The 16217-nt window shown below is 41.0% G+C and carries 14 protein-coding genes and 1 pseudogene; 5 read left to right on the top strand and 10 right to left on the bottom strand.

The features are described 5' to 3' along the window. Nucleotides 1-55: 55 nt before the first annotated feature. The 7 genes from ACRWSG_RS03945 to ACRWSG_RS03915 form a co-directional block, all read right to left on the bottom strand. Nucleotides 56-1255, bottom strand: a complete 1200-nt coding sequence (locus ACRWSG_RS03945; RefSeq protein WP_462165685.1) for a lysine N(6)-hydroxylase/L-ornithine N(5)-oxygenase family protein — start codon at nucleotides 1253-1255, stop codon at nucleotides 56-58. Further along, nucleotides 1248-1586: a hypothetical protein gene (locus tag ACRWSG_RS03940; RefSeq protein ID WP_462165684.1), complete on the bottom strand. Its 339-nt coding sequence runs from the start codon at nucleotides 1584-1586 to the stop codon at nucleotides 1248-1250. Before ACRWSG_RS03940 ends, ACRWSG_RS03945 begins: the two co-directional genes overlap by 8 nt. Further along, nucleotides 1577-2791 carry a pyridoxal phosphate-dependent decarboxylase family protein gene (locus tag ACRWSG_RS03935; RefSeq protein WP_462165683.1) on the bottom strand — a complete coding sequence of 405 codons (1215 nt, stop codon included), beginning with the start codon at nucleotides 2789-2791 and terminating at the stop codon, nucleotides 1577-1579. Before ACRWSG_RS03935 ends, ACRWSG_RS03940 begins: the two co-directional genes overlap by 10 nt. Before the next feature lie 464 nt (nucleotides 2792-3255). Further along, complete coding sequence (locus ACRWSG_RS03930; protein ID WP_054551864.1) at nucleotides 3256-3825, bottom strand: PepSY-associated TM helix domain-containing protein; 570 nt, start codon at nucleotides 3823-3825, stop codon at nucleotides 3256-3258. Next, nucleotides 3818-4288 (bottom strand): DUF4920 domain-containing protein, encoded by a 471-nt coding sequence (locus tag ACRWSG_RS03925; RefSeq protein WP_138619679.1) that lies wholly within the window; start codon nucleotides 4286-4288, stop codon nucleotides 3818-3820. The genes ACRWSG_RS03930 and ACRWSG_RS03925 overlap by 8 nt, the downstream gene beginning before the upstream one ends. 89 nt (nucleotides 4289-4377) lie before the next feature. Beyond that, nucleotides 4378-5013, bottom strand: a complete 636-nt coding sequence (locus tag ACRWSG_RS03920) for a response regulator (RefSeq protein WP_054551862.1) — start codon at nucleotides 5011-5013, stop codon at nucleotides 4378-4380. A gap of 3 nt (nucleotides 5014-5016) precedes the next feature. Continuing rightward, nucleotides 5017-6114, bottom strand: coding sequence for a sensor histidine kinase (locus ACRWSG_RS03915; RefSeq protein ID WP_462165682.1), 1098 nt, complete (start codon nucleotides 6112-6114; stop codon nucleotides 5017-5019). Nucleotides 6115-6317: 203 nt separating this feature from the next. Here ACRWSG_RS03915 and ACRWSG_RS03910 point away from each other — a divergent pair, with 203 nt between their 5' ends. The 4 genes from ACRWSG_RS03910 (at nucleotide 6318) to ACRWSG_RS03895 (ending at nucleotide 10498) form a co-directional block, all read left to right on the top strand. Beyond that, entirely contained in the window at nucleotides 6318-7130 is an 813-nt protein-coding gene (locus tag ACRWSG_RS03910) for a MipA/OmpV family protein (protein ID WP_462165681.1), read from the top strand. Nucleotides 7131-7145: 15 nt separating this feature from the next. Further along, a complete protein-coding gene (locus ACRWSG_RS03905) occupies nucleotides 7146-7799 on the top strand; it encodes a hypothetical protein (RefSeq protein ID WP_462165680.1) in 654 nt (217 codons plus the stop codon). A gap of 112 nt (nucleotides 7800-7911) precedes the next feature. Beyond that, a complete protein-coding gene (locus tag ACRWSG_RS03900; protein WP_194442746.1) occupies nucleotides 7912-9279 on the top strand; it encodes an alkaline phosphatase PhoX in 1368 nt (455 codons plus the stop codon). Nucleotides 9280-9421: 142 nt separating this feature from the next. Further along, the gene (locus ACRWSG_RS03895; protein ID WP_462165679.1) at nucleotides 9422-10498 is read left to right on the top strand and encodes a hypothetical protein; all 1077 of its coding nucleotides are present in this window, start codon (nucleotides 9422-9424) and stop codon (nucleotides 10496-10498) included. On the opposite strand, the gene ACRWSG_RS03890 is transcribed toward ACRWSG_RS03895, so the two are convergent. The 3 genes and pseudogenes from ACRWSG_RS03890 to ACRWSG_RS03880 form a co-directional block, all read right to left on the bottom strand. Next, nucleotides 10495-11190, bottom strand: coding sequence for an ATP-dependent Clp protease proteolytic subunit (locus ACRWSG_RS03890; RefSeq protein ID WP_138599910.1), 696 nt, complete (start codon nucleotides 11188-11190; stop codon nucleotides 10495-10497). The genes ACRWSG_RS03895 and ACRWSG_RS03890 overlap by 4 nt on opposite strands. Nucleotides 11191-11233: 43 nt before the next feature. Then, nucleotides 11234-12152, bottom strand: a pseudogene (locus ACRWSG_RS03885) (alpha/beta fold hydrolase). Nucleotides 12153-12310: 158 nt separating this feature from the next. Then, nucleotides 12311-14680, bottom strand: a complete 2370-nt coding sequence (locus tag ACRWSG_RS03880) for a TonB-dependent receptor domain-containing protein (RefSeq protein ID WP_462165677.1) — start codon at nucleotides 14678-14680, stop codon at nucleotides 12311-12313. A gap of 251 nt (nucleotides 14681-14931) precedes the next feature. On the opposite strand from ACRWSG_RS03880, the gene ACRWSG_RS03875 reads away from it, so the two are divergent. After that, entirely contained in the window at nucleotides 14932-16185 is a 1254-nt protein-coding gene (locus ACRWSG_RS03875) for an MFS transporter (protein WP_462165676.1), read from the top strand. Nucleotides 16186-16217 lie beyond the last annotated feature (32 nt).

Below are 16217 nucleotides of genomic sequence, written 5' to 3'. Positions count from 1 at the left end.
GGTAAACCAAACTCTTGAAAGGCAATTTGTGTTTCAACAGGGTAGGGTGCATAACCTAAGATTGAGCGCAGAATATGGCTGTTTCGATAGCGGCCATGCCCAGATCTGGCGTTACAAAACCATGACTGTGCAGCTCAGCATTTTGTACAAACAACCTTTGTAGCTTGTCGATACTATAATTTCGCTCAACAGCAAAGCACCCGTTATCTAGCCAATTTATTTCGCTCATCAAGCCACTTAGAAAATCGGGTAGCTGATAACTAAAGCCTGTTGCCATAATGACCTGATTACTATGTAAGCTAAATTCAGCCTGCTGTTCACTGTGTCTAAAAACTAGTTTACTGCCTTGTTTTTTAATGAGCTCGCTGTTGGTTAGTAACCTTGCACGGTTCACACCTTGAATATCAAGTTGATAGAGCTGATCATAAATCTGATTAATTAACTCTGAGTTGATACCTTTGTATAAATTACGTTGCGTGGCTAGTAACTCCTGTTTGGTGGTCTGTTCTAGGTTATAAAAGTAATCAACATACTCAGGAGAGGTCATTTCTAGCGTGAGTTTCGTGTACTCAAGAGGAAAGAAACGCGGCGCTCGCGTTACCCAATTGAGTTGGTAGTTATGTTGTTTAATATCACACAACAAATCATAAAATACTTCAGCAGCACTTTGCCCTGAGCCAATTACAGTAATGCTCTTGCTATTTACTAATTCATCCCGTTTATACAGATATTCAGTGGCATGGCAGAGCTGTGTATCTTCTGCCTGAACAGCGGGTGGGTAATAAGGTGAGGGACCTGTGCCCAGTACCAAGTGACGACAATAAAGCGTTTTAGTTTGCTTTGCAGATTCGACAGTGAGTACATAGAGCTGCTTAGTGTGATCAAATTGGCTATGAATGACTTTATGACCAAATTGTATGTTACTTAATTGGCTTGCTGCCCATTGGCAATACTGGTTGTATTGCTCGCGCAGTAAAAAGAAACTTTCTCGAATATAAAACTGATACAGCTTACCTTGTTGTTTCGCATAGTTTAAAAAGCTGTATGGATTGGTTGGATCTGCCAATGTAACTAAATCTGACATAAATGGTGTTTGTAATGTAACGCCATCGAGCATCAGCCCTGGATGCCAATTAAATTCATCACGTTGTTCTAAAAATAACGAATCAAGTTTTTCAATTGGCTCAGCTAAACATGCCAAACTGAGGTTAAACGGACCAAGACCTACGGCAATTAAATCGTACACTTTATTCATAGCTAGTTTCCTCTACTTTTAGACGTGCCTTGATGCTGTAGGCGCAGGCTTTAATATCAGCTGCAATACTTTTAATGTCTTCAATCTGTGTGTTTGGATTAAGTAGCGTGAACTTTAAGTAGTTGATACCTCTAAATTTGGTGCGAGCAATGGCACACTCACCTTGTTTGAATAGCTCATCTTTAATTTGATAATTAAGCAGGTTTAATTGCTCATCACTGAGGTTTTTATCGTTAAAGCGAAACACTAAGGTGCTCAGTTCAGGTTGATGAATTAGCTCAAATTCAGGGTCTTGTTTGAGTGCCACATAACTACTACGGGCTAATGCCATAACAGAAGAAAACACTTTGCCAATCTGTTCGTGACCATAATGCGTAAAGTTAGCCAAAGTTTTAAGGCATCAAAACGGCGAGTCGTTTGAATGCTTTTATCAACAAGGTTTGGCGCTGCTTGCGGGTTGTCGTTAAACGGATTTAAATAATCAGCATGATGAGTTAAATGTTTAAATTGTTTTTTATCAGCAACAATAAATGCACTGCTGCTGACAGGTTGTAAGAATGATTTGTGGTAATCTAACGTCACCGAGTCAGCCAGTTCAATGCCATTGAGTAAGTGACGGTGATCATCAGCGGCAAGTAGTCCACAGCCATAAGCTGCATCGACATGAAGCCATAAATTATCAGCTTTGCACCGCGTTTTTAGCTTATCGATAGGGTCTATTGAACCAAAGTCAGTTGTGCCTGCGGTGGCAACAAGCGCTATAGGAATATTGCCTTGTGCTTTACATTCATCAATCGCTGCATCAAGTGCGGCTAGGTCCATTTTAAACTCTTTATCAACTGTAACCGGAACAACCGCGTTATAGCCAAGGCCCAGTAAAGCGGCTGACTTTTGAATACTAAAATGGCTGACTTCAGAGCAAAAAATACGGTAGCGATGAGCATCTGGGCCTAAACCAAAATCGCGAATAAGGTGCCCTGATAAGCGCTCTGCTGCATGGTCTCTAGCAAGTAACAATGCCATTAAATTAGATTGACTGCCGCCACTTGTGAATATGCCATCGGCAGTAGCACTTAAGCCAATGCGTTCGATACTCCAGTCAATTATCTTTTGCTCAATGAGCGTCCCGCCAGCACTTTGGTCCCAGGTGTCTAACGAAGAATTTATAGCAGTTAATAACTGTTCGGCTATCACCGCAGGGTAAGCAACGGGGCAGTTTAGATGGGCAACATACTTTGGATGATGAAAATAGACAGCATGATCTAAATACAACGATTTTACTTCATTTAGCGCTTGCTCAACGTTATTGAGAGGTTGATTTAGTTCTACTCTGGCTATTTGTTTACTGAGCTCTTTGTGGCAGACGCCAGAATGAACTTGTTTTGCAGAACGCAGCGCTTGATGGATGAGCGACATTGTTTGCATTGAAGCCATCTCATATTTGAGTAAATTATTTTCGTTAAAAATAAACGCATGGGGCTGTTCATCAACGTTTATTGATGAATGAGCATTAAGCACGGGGGCTAATTGATTCACGACTCAATTCCTTCTTGGTTAATTTGAATTGGGATCGTAATGATAGTGATTATCAATATCAATAATAATAAATCATTAATTTACTTTACAATTTAGTTACCTTTAATAAGTTGAAAGTGTTTTGTTTTTAAATTTATCTAGTAATAAATAATTGCCATTTAGTCATAAATTATGACTAAGTTAGTCCCTTTTTCAGGTTCTGTTTGACAGCATTTTTTGCTTTTTCGATGAAAATGCTCACAAATAAAAGCAATAAAGCCATCATTTAAAAAAACAATAATAGGTAGGTGAGAGGTTTTAAGAGCTAAGTAAACACACTTTGAGCTGCTATAAAATGCGTAAGCAAAGGGAGGGTTCTGCGAATAGTTATTTTAAGAAAGACTGTGTTACAAATTTGGTGAGTATTAAATTAATTAAAAAAGTTGCCATCGCTCTTAGCGAGAATGGCAACAGGGAACTTTAGTTTATAAAAACACATAAGCAGCGGGGAGCAGCATACCGCCAATGACTAAAACTGAGCGGCTGCCCCATGGGCTATTTTTACCTTTGATCATAAACAAGCCGCTGATCGCTAAAAACAGCAGCAGCCCTGCAAAAATATCAGAAAAAATAACCCACGATTCGTTTGTCTCGTTCAAGTGTAAACGGTTAAATGCTTGAAATACATGACGAGGCTCAATGGCTTCATAGCTTATGATATCTTTATTAAGTTTAAGGCTGAGATTGTTACCGTTTTTTAAAAACACCTTAAACTCTTGCGGCGACACCCAATAAGAGGCCTTTACCGGCTCGCTTACATCAGCATGAGAGATAATTTGTTCAATCAGCAACTCGTCATTATCTAATTGCCAAGTTTCATCGCTCACACTGATTTGCTGGTGGCTTACTTTGTAGTTTGGGTTCCAATCATCTTTGTGGTTCACTGCAATGCCAGAAACCGCAAAGATAATCACTAAACCAACACAAAAATAACCAATATCGCGGTGTAAGTTTCTGTTTAACTTAAACCAGTTGATACTTGATTTATTACTCAATGATTTCAACTCCGCTCGGTACGAGCTGATAAATAGCCATTGCTTCAGTCACTGAATTTGCATCAAAGCTTTCGCCGGCTTGCTGCGCTTTGTGAGCAAGTAACGCTTTAGTGCGGCCAAGGCTAAGCTGAATTTTATCGAGCTTACCAGTTACGATAGCTTTACTGCCTTTAGCCGTCATCGGGAATACCATGTCGCCATCTTCAACTTTGATACGTAAGTTTTCAAAGCGTTTGTCTGATGCGAGCGTCATCCAGCAACCACGTTTTTCGCAAACCCCAGTGATAGTCCCTTCCACGGTAATTGGACTTGCAAGGTAATCGTCTGGTGAGGCCATAACAGTCGAAATTTTAATGAGTTTGTCACTGTCGACTTGATTGCCAAACTGTAAGCTAAAGGCGTGCTGGCTAAAGCTTAAAAGCGCCAATGAGAATACAATAAATGTTTTTGATTTTAGGAACATAGCGGTTGCTTCTTGAAATAAAATTAAGCCTTAGTTTAAGCGATTTACTTGTATGATAAAAGCTTAATGAGATTAAAAATGATTTGTAATTATATCAAACCTAGATCAATTGCTTTTAATGCTGCACGGGTTCTATCACGTACATCTAGCTTTCTGAGAATAAAAGACACTTGATTACGGATAGTCCCTTCAGACTTATAAAGTGCCTCGGCGATTTCACTATTTGAATAGCCTGCAGCGATTAAATTGAGCACTCTAAGCTCGCTTTTACTTAATTTATCAGGAGTTGCTAAAGAAGTATCGGTTGTTTTAGTGGGCTTATTCAAAATTCGCTCGGTGATCGCAGGAGCTAGCGCTGAGCCACCTTTAGCAAGTGTTTCGATGGCGCTGACCAAGCGCTCTAAATTAATATCTTTTAACGCATAACCCTTAGCGCCATAGCGAATACATTCTAGCACTTGTTCACTATCATCAAAGGTCGTGAGTACCAGTACTGGTTGCCTCAGCTGTTGTGCTTGCATACTTTTCAGTACGCCAATACCGTCTAGAATAGGCATGCGAATATCAAGGAGTACAACATCAATAGAATGTTGCTTGAGCATCTCAAGAGCCGTTTGGCCATTGTCAGCCTCAGCCACGACTTGAATACTTGCTTTAAGGGCGAGTAAGCTTTTTAAGCCTTCTCTTAATAATGTTTGGTCATCAACGAGTAATACCCTAATCATTTTTTACGCCAAAGTATGTGGATTAAGTTTATGAGGTAACGTTGCAGCAATCGCAAACCCATTATTATTTTGTTCAAACTCGATTGCCCCTCGCACTAAAGCTAAGCGCTCTTGCATGCTTGTTAAGCCATTGCCTAAGTTCAGCTTGGGCATTTCGCCGCCGTTATCATAAATAGTGAGATGCACTGAATCAGATTGGAGGTCTAAGCTTACCGACAGCTCGGTCGCATCACTGTGTTTAATACAATTCGTAATCGCTTCTTGCACAGTATGAAATAACGTTTGTGCCAATAACGTATCACTTATTTTTATATTTTCATCGTAATTGAGTGTGACATTTAAGCCTGTAACATGGCTGCACAGTGAATTAAGCGATGCATGTAAATCAATGGTTTGGTTTTCTCGCATTGACGAGACAGAGTCACGCACATCATTTAATAACAAGCGGGTAATTTGCTGTGCTTTAGTTATGTGTTTTGGTGCTTCATGATTAGCACAATGATTGGCGACTTCTAAGTGAATACTGAGTCCTGTAAGGTGGTGGCCAAGGGTATCATGTAAATCTCTGGCAATACGAATACGTTCATCGCGAGTTGCGGTGTCGTTTAAAAGCGCTTGAGTTGCTTTTAATTCACGTAATAAATGGGCTGCTTGTTCTTTGGCTTTACGCTCAGAAATAAGCCGAGTAGCAAAGCGATAGGCAAAGCTATTGTATAAAGTGAAAGCCAACCCGTTGAGCAATACAAATTGCTTATCAAAGCCATAGTGAAGCGTCAGCGCCATCAAAAAGGGCAGGCAAATGAGTAAATAGAGACTGGCTTTGTTTGGCTCGTAATCGCTGAATTTAACTAAGAAGATGATCAATAGAATTGCAACAAAGCCAATATTAAATAGCCACATCAATAGCACAACATTAGCGATAGTGAAGTTCAAAATACGGGTTTGATAGTGCTTAAATCGTGATCTGAAAAACTCAAAATAAATTAAAAAAGCAAAAAAGCTTATAAATAACACACTGATCAAAAACGTATTTATTGTACTAAAACTTAGCTGCGCTGACTCTGCTCTTTGCGACCAAGCGTGCAGAGTATAAATAAACACAAACCCCCAGGTGATTGCTGAGAGTATGAAATCGCTTCGATGTATCAACGTTTGCAAGAGTTTGTTCATACGCTTAGTTTAATTCGCAATTATTCGTTTATGTATATGACAAATGTCACGATTAAATATGTGACATTTGCAGCAAGTCAGCCCTAATGGTGAGGCGTTAAACTGCATTAAAACACCAATATAGGGACATTATCATGACCAAACATGAATTTCTGCGAAATAGTCTTTTTTCTTATCTGTTGATTGCAGCTTATTGTTTAGCAGCATTATTTGTTGATGATGCCAAGACCGATGAGCAATCACAGCAATGGCAAATGGAGGTCGGTGCTGCACAATTGGCTATTGATACAGCATGGCGAGATCACGATATTCAAACCATGGTCTTGCCATATTTCAACGCCCGAAAAGGCAACTGGCGCATAGGGCCTAAATATGGCTTAGTGCAATATGCCTTTTTACAAGGCGCAGAATTTGAAGCGTCAATGGGGCTTAGTCTCCGAGATGAAACCTACGATAGCAGTTTAATCTTTAGTGATGAGTTGTCGGATGATGAGGTTTTCACTGACTATAAAGACGGTAAAGGTGAGCTAACTTTCAGAACTCAGCTGCAATATAAACAGCTTTTTGTTCGTTTAGCGCAAGATATTTCGAATCACTCCGATGGACTTACGTTTCTTGCCCGCTATAACCTACCGATTTATGGCCAAGGATTAGGGTTACAGCTAAGTGCTGATCTCGGTTTTTATTGGCAAGATAAAAAATACACTCAATACCTGTATGGCATAGCTAATGGCAATATCGCCCCTGAGTTTGGCAGATATGAATATCAGCCAAGTGCAGCCCTTAACCCATTTACCTCGCTAAACCTGACTTATGTTTTTAATGAGCAGTGGTCTGTTTTTACGAGCTTGCGGTATGAGCAACTTGACTCAACTATCAAAAAAAGCCCGCTCGTGGGTGAAACTGCCAAGCAGCAATTCGCTGCAACTATAAATTATCGTTTTTAGAAAAAGGGATGAGCAATGAATTATCTACTGAGATTATGCATTTTACTCTTACTAACTGGTTGCAATAGCGCTGAAGAGGAAGTGTTTGACGAAGACGATTTATACCAAGGTGTCTATGAAAGTGACTATTATGTTTATAACTTTAGCGAGTACCCGGTTGATTTTTATATGATGAACCTACGAAACAACACACCAACAAGCGCAATTTATAAGGAGCAGAACTTCCAAAAATCAATCGATGGCTACGGTGGTTTTGAAAAGCTTAACTTTAAGCGTTCTGTGGTCGGAAAGGTTGGCTTTGCAGCTTTTTATGATGCTGAAATAAAAGCTCATCTACAAAAGTGGGTTGTTAGTGATATAGCTAATTATGTGATCATTTATATGGATGGCGGAACGCTGAAACTGGCTTTTTTAGCACGCACTGAGGCTGTAGTTAGTGGTGATTACCCTGTGGTTAGGCTGGTTAGTTTTATCGGCAATACGAACTACAGCTATAAACTTGCTAATAGTGAATTAACTGAAGCAACAGCAACAGCTTATATACCGTTAACTCATTGCGCTAGTGACTTACAAATTGCTGGTTTTGAATTTGATTTTTGTAACTTAGAGCTGCGTGGTTACTTAATTGTGCTGCTACCTAATGAGCAACTAGCAATCATCAAAGAGTAGTGCTTTATGACAATTTCGTGAATATTGTGATAATGTAACTTTTTATTGTTTCATTGCTTTATAATGCCTTTTTTATTTGTATGATAAAGCTGGTTTTTAGCTTGGAGTTAGCATGGTTTCACGTCGAGAATTTTTAGTAGGGGCGGGCACATTGGCCTTTTTAGGATTATCAAAAAGTGCCATAGGTAAAGTGTCGTTAGGTGATTTAAAAACAACGGCTGTGGGCTTTGGTCCGTTAATTCCTGATCCAGATAAATTGCTCGACTTACCCGAGGGCTTTAGTTATCAAGTAGTTTCAAGCCTAGGTGAGAAAATGTCTGATGGGTTTACAGTACCGGACAAAGCTGATGGCATGGGCTGTCTAGCGCTTGGTAATGACCGTGTTGCATTAGTGCGAAACCATGAGCTGAAACCAAAAGACTTAGCGAAAGCTGAAGCAAGTATTGCCAATCATAAAACACCTCTGGCTTTTGATACTAACAGTGACGGTGTGGCGTTACCGGGTGGCACAAGTCATATCATTTATAACCTAAAAACCCATCAAAAAGAGCAAGAATACTTGTCATTGGTCGGCACTATTCGTAACTGTTCTGGCGGTATCACGCCTTGGGGCACCTGGCTTACGTGCGAAGAAACCACAGATACCAAAGCCGATGGATTTAACCAAGATCATGGTTATATTTTTGAAGTACCCGCAAATAGCAAAGGCTTAATTAAACCTGAGCCATTAAAAGCCATGGGTCGATTTAACCACGAAGCGGCTGCTGTTGATCCGCGCACCGGCATTGTTTATTTAACTGAAGATAAAGGTGATAGTGTCTTTTATCGTTTTATTCCAAATGAATATGGCAAGCTGCATAAAGGCGGGCAATTACAAGCTATGGTGGTAAAAGGTAAGCCACAATTCGATAGCCGTAACTGGAATAATAAAGCCATGGGGCTACATCAAGAGCTTGAGGTTGAGTGGGTCAATCTAGATAACCCTGAAAGCCCGAAAGACGACCTACGCCTACGCGGCTACAAACAAGGTGCAGCATTGTTTGCTCGCGGTGAAGGTATTCACTGGGGTGATAAAGAGCTTTATTTTTGCTGTACCAATGGTGGTAAAAAACAACTTGGTCAGGTTATGAAATATCAGCCATCAGAATTTGAGGGCACAGATAAAGAAGCACAGCAACCTGGTAAGATCTCGTTGTTTGTAGAAAGTACTAGCAAAACTCTCTACAACTTTGGCGATAACCTAACCGTGTCACCTAATGGTCACTTAATTGTCTGTGAAGACCAATACACCGATGTGGTTGATAATCATCTTCGTGGTGTGACACCCCAAGGCCAAGTTTATAATTTTGCCCGCTTAGTGGCGCAAACTGAGCTGGCTGGTGCCTGTTTTTCACCCGATGGTAGCACTTTGTTTGTGAACGTTTACTCACCTTCAAAAACACTTGCTATAACAGGCCCATGGCATCAATTTAGTGTTTAATTAAAGTCTATTTTAAATAGCCACTGCGAGGTGGCTTTTTTTGTATCACGAAAATTTATGTTCCTCTTTTTATAATCAGCTGTTCTAGTTAGAATCACTTTGTTTCACAGGAAAATAATAATAAAACGAAAATGGAGTTGATATGTCTGTTACTGAGCAGAGTCGAGAGCAAGTTAAAGCAAAACTAGTTAAGCAAAGTCCACTTGCAGCCGCAATCGGCGTAGCGTGCTGGAGTATCCCAATCATTATTTTATGGATCACAGTATTTTCAATTAAAAGTGCTATTGGGCCAGTAATGTTAGTGATTAGCGGCGTACTCGTTGGCCTAGCCGTTCGTATTCATGGGCGTGGCTATGATCGTATCTTTTCAGTTATTTCACTTATTGCATACCTATCTGTAATCGCTGTTGCGCTCAGTTCAGAGGTTTTGATCAGCGGTACATTGTCTTTATCAATTTATGCTTTGTTATTTGCACTTGGCTCTTGGTCAGCAGCATTTATTGCACGTAAAAGCATTCCATTTATTGACCATAAGTTATTTGCTGAGGTGTATGAATCGGGGGAGCTGGCAGGGTATAAAAAAATTAAAAATCATTGGTTGGTAGTATTACCGAGTACCCTAATTGCTACATCATGTTTGAGTTTTGCAGGCGCCGTTGGTGCATTTGCTCACCAGCAGTATTTGTTTGTTGAAAGACAGGTGGAGCAAGAGCAACATCAAGCAGCTAAGTTTAGAGCAAAACATATTCCAACAGATGATGAGTTTCTTGCAACCTTGTCTGACAAAAAAGCATTTAGCTATGCTTTTGCCTACTATTCGGGTCGTCACTTTGATGAGCGAGGCGTTTATCAGGGGAATTTTCCACAAGATACATTTAAATCAGAAACTATTTTACGTTATCTCGTTGAACATAAAAATGAACCTAGAGCGCAATTTATTCTGGGTAGAATGCTTGCTTTTGAGCGTGGTGAAGCACTCATGGCAAGCTCAAGGCAGAGCGGTGATCAGTTCGCTCGGCTATATGACATTTATCAATTCGGTTGCCATATAGATGCAAAGCAAGGACGTACGCTATTGCAAAGCTTTAAAAAACTCGTAACAGAGCAGTCGGTGATCATCGATATTCAGCAAATGCAGAGTAATGATTTTCGTGATTATTGCGACATTCTAGATGACACCGAATTTGATTACCGTTATATCCGTGATTACAAAAGCTAATCCCCAAGGTCACTAATTATTAGTAACGGAAAGTTCTTTGCTGAGCGGGGCTGCCAATCTGCAAACTCAATATTACTCACATTCAGTGTATTGAGTGCTTTTTTTGAGTAGCTCCAGCCTCTGGCTTTTTGTGCCACAGCTGCACGTTTTAGCTCTTTAGATAAACCAATCGTTAGCAAGTCATGATTAACTCCGCGTTTTGCATAAAAGGCTTTTTCACGAGCCATGGCTTTTGCGATTATTTCATCGTATTGAGTGCGCAAAGCCTGCCACTTGGTTGTTTTTTCTGGCTCTTTTAAATGGCTTACCATGGCATCAATATCACTATCTCGCCAGCGAGCTGAAGCGGCATCGCCGTGCCAACCGACAATGGCGTTCTTAGCTATGGTGGTAGGGTTTCCTGCAAGTAATACGTAATTAGCACACGACGAAAAGCAAAATTGTTTTACATGAACTTTTAAATTATGCGCCAAAATCAATTCGGCGAGATCCATACCTAAATCAATGTTTCCGCCACCACTGGTGATTTGTATGCTGTTTATGTTTTGCTGCTCAGCCAAAAGCTGTGCAACATGTTGATTGTTTTTGGCATTAATTTCGCCTTGATAAATAATGCGCTGCTCGCTCAGTGACACACCGGCAAAGCTTAACCAAGGGATGATTAAAAACAGACTAAAAAATACACGTAACATAAAACGCTAACCTTATAAATTATATGATAATTCTATCATGCTTTTAGGGTTTTTTAGCGGCTTTTTTGGCGCTGACTTTAGCTGCATGTTTAGCTATCCACTTAGTCATTTTTTTCATTAAAGCGGGCGGAAAATCATGGCCCATTCCGGGCACGACTCTTAACTTACTGCGCTTTATTAACAGGGCGGTGTTGATACCCGCAGACAGCGGCATAACAAGATCAGCACTGCCGTGAATTACTAACGTGGGCGCTTTAATCTTTTTTAGTAATTGCTCGCGATAAGGCGTTGCGGCAATGGCTGCAAGCTGACGTTTAAAGCCTGTTTGATTTGTGTGGTCGCTCAATATAGCGTTCAGCGTTGGCGTATAAAGCGTGTTCATCTTGTGGGTAGGCTGGGCTGCCAATGAGTTGGTTGAGCCTAACATTGTAATCAATCGCGGCTTCTTTATTATTGCTTCGGGGGCGTATTTTAGCGAGCTTTACCAACAGGTTAATGTTTGAACCCGAAAACGATAACGGCGAGCTACTCGACATAATTGAAGTTAAGCTCAGTACACGTTTTTTATACTTTGCCGCGGCAATTTGCGCAATCATGCCACCCATCGACGCCCCCACTAAGTGCGCTTTTTTGATAGCCAGTGCATCCATTAATTCTTTTACATCGCGAGCCATGTCATCGAGCGAATAGGGCAGCTTTGCGCGAATGGGTAATCGGCGGCTAAGCCAATGCTTTACTAGACTCGGCTTGCCTAACTCATCTAACGATGAGGATAGCCCTGCATCACGATTATCAAAACGAATAACCCGAAAGCCTTTTTCGACCAAGCCAAAATATAGCGACTCTGGCCAAACGGTAAATTGAGCACCTAAGCCAATAATTAAGATGATCACCGGCGCATTTTTATCGCCTTCATCTTGATAACTAATACAGATACCGCTGGCTGTAAGGATATGTTCCATAGACTGACAAATAGGCTTACGCAGGTACCATCAGCTTAATGTGTGAAGTTGGCAATTTAGTGACAGTAAAAAGAATACTGATAATAGGAGCAGTAATAGGGACGGTAAGAAAAATAGACAGCATATGACTACATGCTGTCTATTTTCAGGGAGCTTACTTAGAAGTAAGCGGTAACGCCAATCCAGAAGTTACGGCCTTTATCTTTAACGTTGTAGTCGTCTGTGAATGTAACTTCGCTAACTACACCGCGACCTGTTAGGTATTCGTACTCACCATCGCCATTTAGGTCGGTATAGCTAGTGCTATATGAGGTGAAATCTTCGTCTAATAGGTTGTTTACACGGGCATTGATTTGCACGTACTCATTTACATAAAACTGCGCACCTAAATTAAGTAGGTTGTAGTTTTTGTAATACAGCGCTTTATCGTGCACGTTATCCCAACCGCGGTAACGGTCTGAACGATATACACCTTGTAGGTATAAGTTCATAAAGTCAGTCGCTTCCCAGTTTAGGGTTAGGTTTGCCATGTGCTCAGCTGAGTTAGTTAATGGTTGACCTTGTTCAGGACCGCTCTTTTGTTCGCTATCAGTCCACGTGTAGTTACCGTTAATAGACACTGTTTTAGTGATTGTGTATTGACCAGCAATTTCAACACCTTGAAGGTCTACTTCGTCGATATTGATCTTTTGGCTGTAGCTATCGTAGCCAAGCTGATCATATTGACCTAGGTTCACACATGGACGTACGTCGTTAGTTTGTTCACAGCTTAAAATTGTATCGCCGCTGGCAATTTTGTCTTCAAACTTGGTGTTGTAGTAAGTCACGTTAATGTTGTGATCGTCATCAAGTGAAGTCCAGTAAAGTGCAACTTCTGAGTTAACACTGGTTTCTGGTTCTAATTCAGGGTTACCTGCAAATGGGCTTGTGCCTTGGCCACCAAATCCGGTGATCCCGTCATAAAGGTCAGTTGTTTTTGGTGTTTTGTAACCTGTACTTACACCACCTTTTAAGGTCCAAGTGTCAGATAAGTTATATACACCGTAAACACGAGGTGATACTTGGCTACCAAATACATCGTGGTCATCGTAACGAGCACCTAGTGTAAAGGTGAAGTTATCAGTTGCCATCCAGTTATCTTCGGCAAAGATTGAGTACATGTTTTGCTCTTGTACTTTGCCAGCTTGATCACTTTCAAGACCAAATACACCGTCTTTTAATTCACCGTCGATAAGCTGGCCACCAATTGCTAGGTTATGGCTGCCAAAGCGCCCCTCGATTGGAATATCAAAACGTAAGTCATAGGTATATTGGCTGCTTTCAAGTGGGCGAGCAGGGCGTGGTAAGAATGTTTCTTCAGCTAAGTCTTTACGTGCTTGCTCGTCCATTCCTTCGTATTCGCCAGTACCATCGTACATAGCTTGCAGCTCTAATCGCTCGCTTACACTCAGTGGTAAAGTACGGCCATTGTTTTGCGTATCAACATAAGACACAGAGGCTTTTACCGTTGCCCAGTTAAGATCGCCATCATAACTGAGTGACCACCATTCACGGTCAAACTCTTGGTCTGCCGCGTAACCTGCGCGCGGGTTTACTTGGCCGCGGCGATCTTGCCAAATTGATTCAATGTTATCTTTAGTACCAAGTGGGTAAGTAATGGTGCCTGATTCAATGTCGTAGCTAGGTGTGTTGTCGTACACTTGGCTTGAATTGTCATAATCAAAACGTAAATGATGAGATTCAAACGGGGTATAAGTTAACGTAAAACCATACTGCTCATTTGTGTTATCAACGGTACGACCGCCACTGCCAAAGCCTAATGAACGAGTATGTACAACACCGTTAGGATCGGTCGCAGGTTCAAATGTTGGCGATGATGCTTGTTGTTCGTAAACACTGCCGCGCACACCTAAACTTAATACGTCTTTAATTAGCGGGCCCATCACACTAAAGTCAGTGGTAATGTCATCACCAAAATCATCGTTTTGCTGTAGTGAACGGCTAAAAGATACTGCACCACTCCAGCTGTCAGTGTGCTTTTTAGTGATGATATTGATTACACCACCCAGCGCATCTGCACCATAAAGTGTTGATGCAGGACCGCGAATTACTTCAACTCGCTCAATCGCATCAACCGGTGGTACGTGGTTAAACGCGTTGCCACCAAAATTGTTTGGGTAAATGTCGCCATGGTTATTTTGGCGTTTACCATCAATTAGTAACAGGGTGTATTCACCTGTTAAACCACGCATACTCACACTGCCTTGGCCCGTTTTATCACGAGTTGTGCCAATGTCGATACCTTCTAAATACTGCACAGCATCAAGTACTGAGGTGAAGGCATGAGACTTAATATCTTCATTGGTGATAATTGAAATACTTGCAGGTGCTTCGGTAACTTTTTGCTCAAAACCTGTTGCAGTGATTACTAAGCGTTCCATATCTTGTTTTGGCTTAGCGTCATCAGCAAAGGCTGAAAAATGTGTTGCTATGGCAAGTGCCAGTAAGCTTGGTTTTATTGATTTCATTGTAGGGTTCCAGTTCTTTTTGTAGGTTATCCCTTTGAGGGACGCTGCGTATAGTACAGAAATGAAAAATACAATCAATAATTATTCTTATTTAGATTAATCTTTTTCAAGTTGCATTTACAGTTATTACAACTTTTTTCTATTTATGTTTTTGTTGATTAGTAAAATAAGATGATTAAAGCGAAGTCAATTTACAATCTTAAAGCCTGTTAATGTATAGTGCTTCCATCATCACCATAAAAATTAAAATAATGAATTCAGACATCTCTTTAGCGCGCTTTAAGCAGTTTCCTGTGCTTATGTGGATCTTCTTATTTGGCTCGTTTATTACCCGTGGCAGCTATTACATGGTATGGCCATTTCTCGCGGTGATTTTGTACGAAAAGTTTGCTTTATCGGCAACAGAAGTCGGGTTGGTACTTACCAGTGCTGCGGTGATTTCGGTGTTTACCAGTTTTATTGGCAGTAGCCTATCCGATAAAGTGGGCCGGCATACGCTGATGTACATTACCGGCGTGCTGTATATCATTTCTTTCTCGCTGTTGGCTGAGGTAGAAACCGTGGCCGGTTATGTGATTGTGATGACCTTATGCTCGATTGCGACTGCGCTTTGGCGACCATTAACCAGTGCGGCAATTGGCGATATTATTGATGATGCACAAACTCGTGAGCTGGCCATGCAGTCGCTGTACTTTATTGTTAATGTGGGCTGTGCGGTGGGCCCATTAGCTGGGGTATGGCTAGGTTTAACCGGTGAGCAGTCGAGCTTTTATATTACCGCAGGGGCATTTGCTATTTTATTAGTGCTGCTTGTTTGGGGCTTTAATTTTAGTGATAAAGCCGCCAAAAGTACTGCCGCAATCGACGAGCCAGAAGAGAAAAAACCAGCTGTACAAGGCAAGCAAATCTTACGTATTCTATTTGCAGATAAGCTGCTGCAGTGTTTAATTTTAGCCAATATTATGTGCATGTTTATTTATGCGCAAATGGATAGTTCACTCATACAATACCTAACTCGTGCAGAGGCACCCGACCTACTTGCATTGATTTCTGCGCTTATTTTTACCAATGCGTTAGTGATCATTTCAAGTCAATTTCTGCTGTTAAAAATGATGGCGCGATTTAGCCTAACGGTGCGCATTCAAATTGGCTTGGTGCTATTGATGATGTCGCAGTTTTGGCTAGCACTTAATCCAATCGATTTATTCTGGGGCTGGATTGGTGCGATAGTGGTGATGAGTTTGTTTGAAACCATTTTGTTTCCGACGATGAACGTTCACCTTGATAGGTTGGCGCCTTCACATCTTCGTGGTGCCTACTTTGGCGCAGCTTCGTTTTATGATTTAGGGTTTGCTTTAGCGCCACTAGGAGGTGGTTTAATTTTAGACTATTATGATGGCCCAACGTTATTTTTCGCAGCGGGAGGGCTTTGCATTGTGGTGATTTATTTATACGCCATACTCGAAAAGTTACCCAGACCCGATTTTGCAAACCCAAGCTCGTAACCTTTAAATAGCCCCTTCATGGGTTTAAACAA

It is taken from the genome of Pseudoalteromonas sp. GB43, assembly GCF_054923805.1.
This window is presented reverse-complemented; position numbering and strand designations above follow the sequence as displayed.

Excerpts from the sequence above, each read along its gene's own strand:
- ACRWSG_RS03945 (WP_462165685.1), bottom strand. The coding sequence starts at position 1,255 with ATGAATAAAGTGTACGATTTAATTGCCGTAGGTCTTGGTCCGTTTAAC.
- ACRWSG_RS03940 (WP_462165684.1), bottom strand. The coding sequence starts at position 1,586 with ATGGCATTAGCCCGTAGTAGTTATGTGGCACTCAAACAAGACCCTGAA.
- ACRWSG_RS03925 (WP_138619679.1), bottom strand. The coding sequence starts at position 4,288 with ATGTTCCTAAAATCAAAAACATTTATTGTATTCTCATTGGCGCTTTTA.
- ACRWSG_RS03920 (WP_054551862.1), bottom strand. The coding sequence starts at position 5,013 with ATGATTAGGGTATTACTCGTTGATGACCAAACATTATTAAGAGAAGGC.
- ACRWSG_RS03910 (WP_462165681.1), top strand. The coding sequence starts at position 6,318 with ATGACCAAACATGAATTTCTGCGAAATAGTCTTTTTTCTTATCTGTTG.
- ACRWSG_RS03905 (WP_462165680.1), top strand. The coding sequence starts at position 7,146 with ATGAATTATCTACTGAGATTATGCATTTTACTCTTACTAACTGGTTGC.
- ACRWSG_RS03900 (WP_194442746.1), top strand. The coding sequence starts at position 7,912 with ATGGTTTCACGTCGAGAATTTTTAGTAGGGGCGGGCACATTGGCCTTT.
- ACRWSG_RS03895 (WP_462165679.1), top strand. The coding sequence starts at position 9,422 with ATGTCTGTTACTGAGCAGAGTCGAGAGCAAGTTAAAGCAAAACTAGTT.
- ACRWSG_RS03890 (WP_138599910.1), bottom strand. The coding sequence starts at position 11,190 with ATGTTACGTGTATTTTTTAGTCTGTTTTTAATCATCCCTTGGTTAAGC.
- ACRWSG_RS03880 (WP_462165677.1), bottom strand. The coding sequence starts at position 14,680 with ATGAAATCAATAAAACCAAGCTTACTGGCACTTGCCATAGCAACACAT.
- ACRWSG_RS03875 (WP_462165676.1), top strand. The coding sequence starts at position 14,932 with ATGAATTCAGACATCTCTTTAGCGCGCTTTAAGCAGTTTCCTGTGCTT.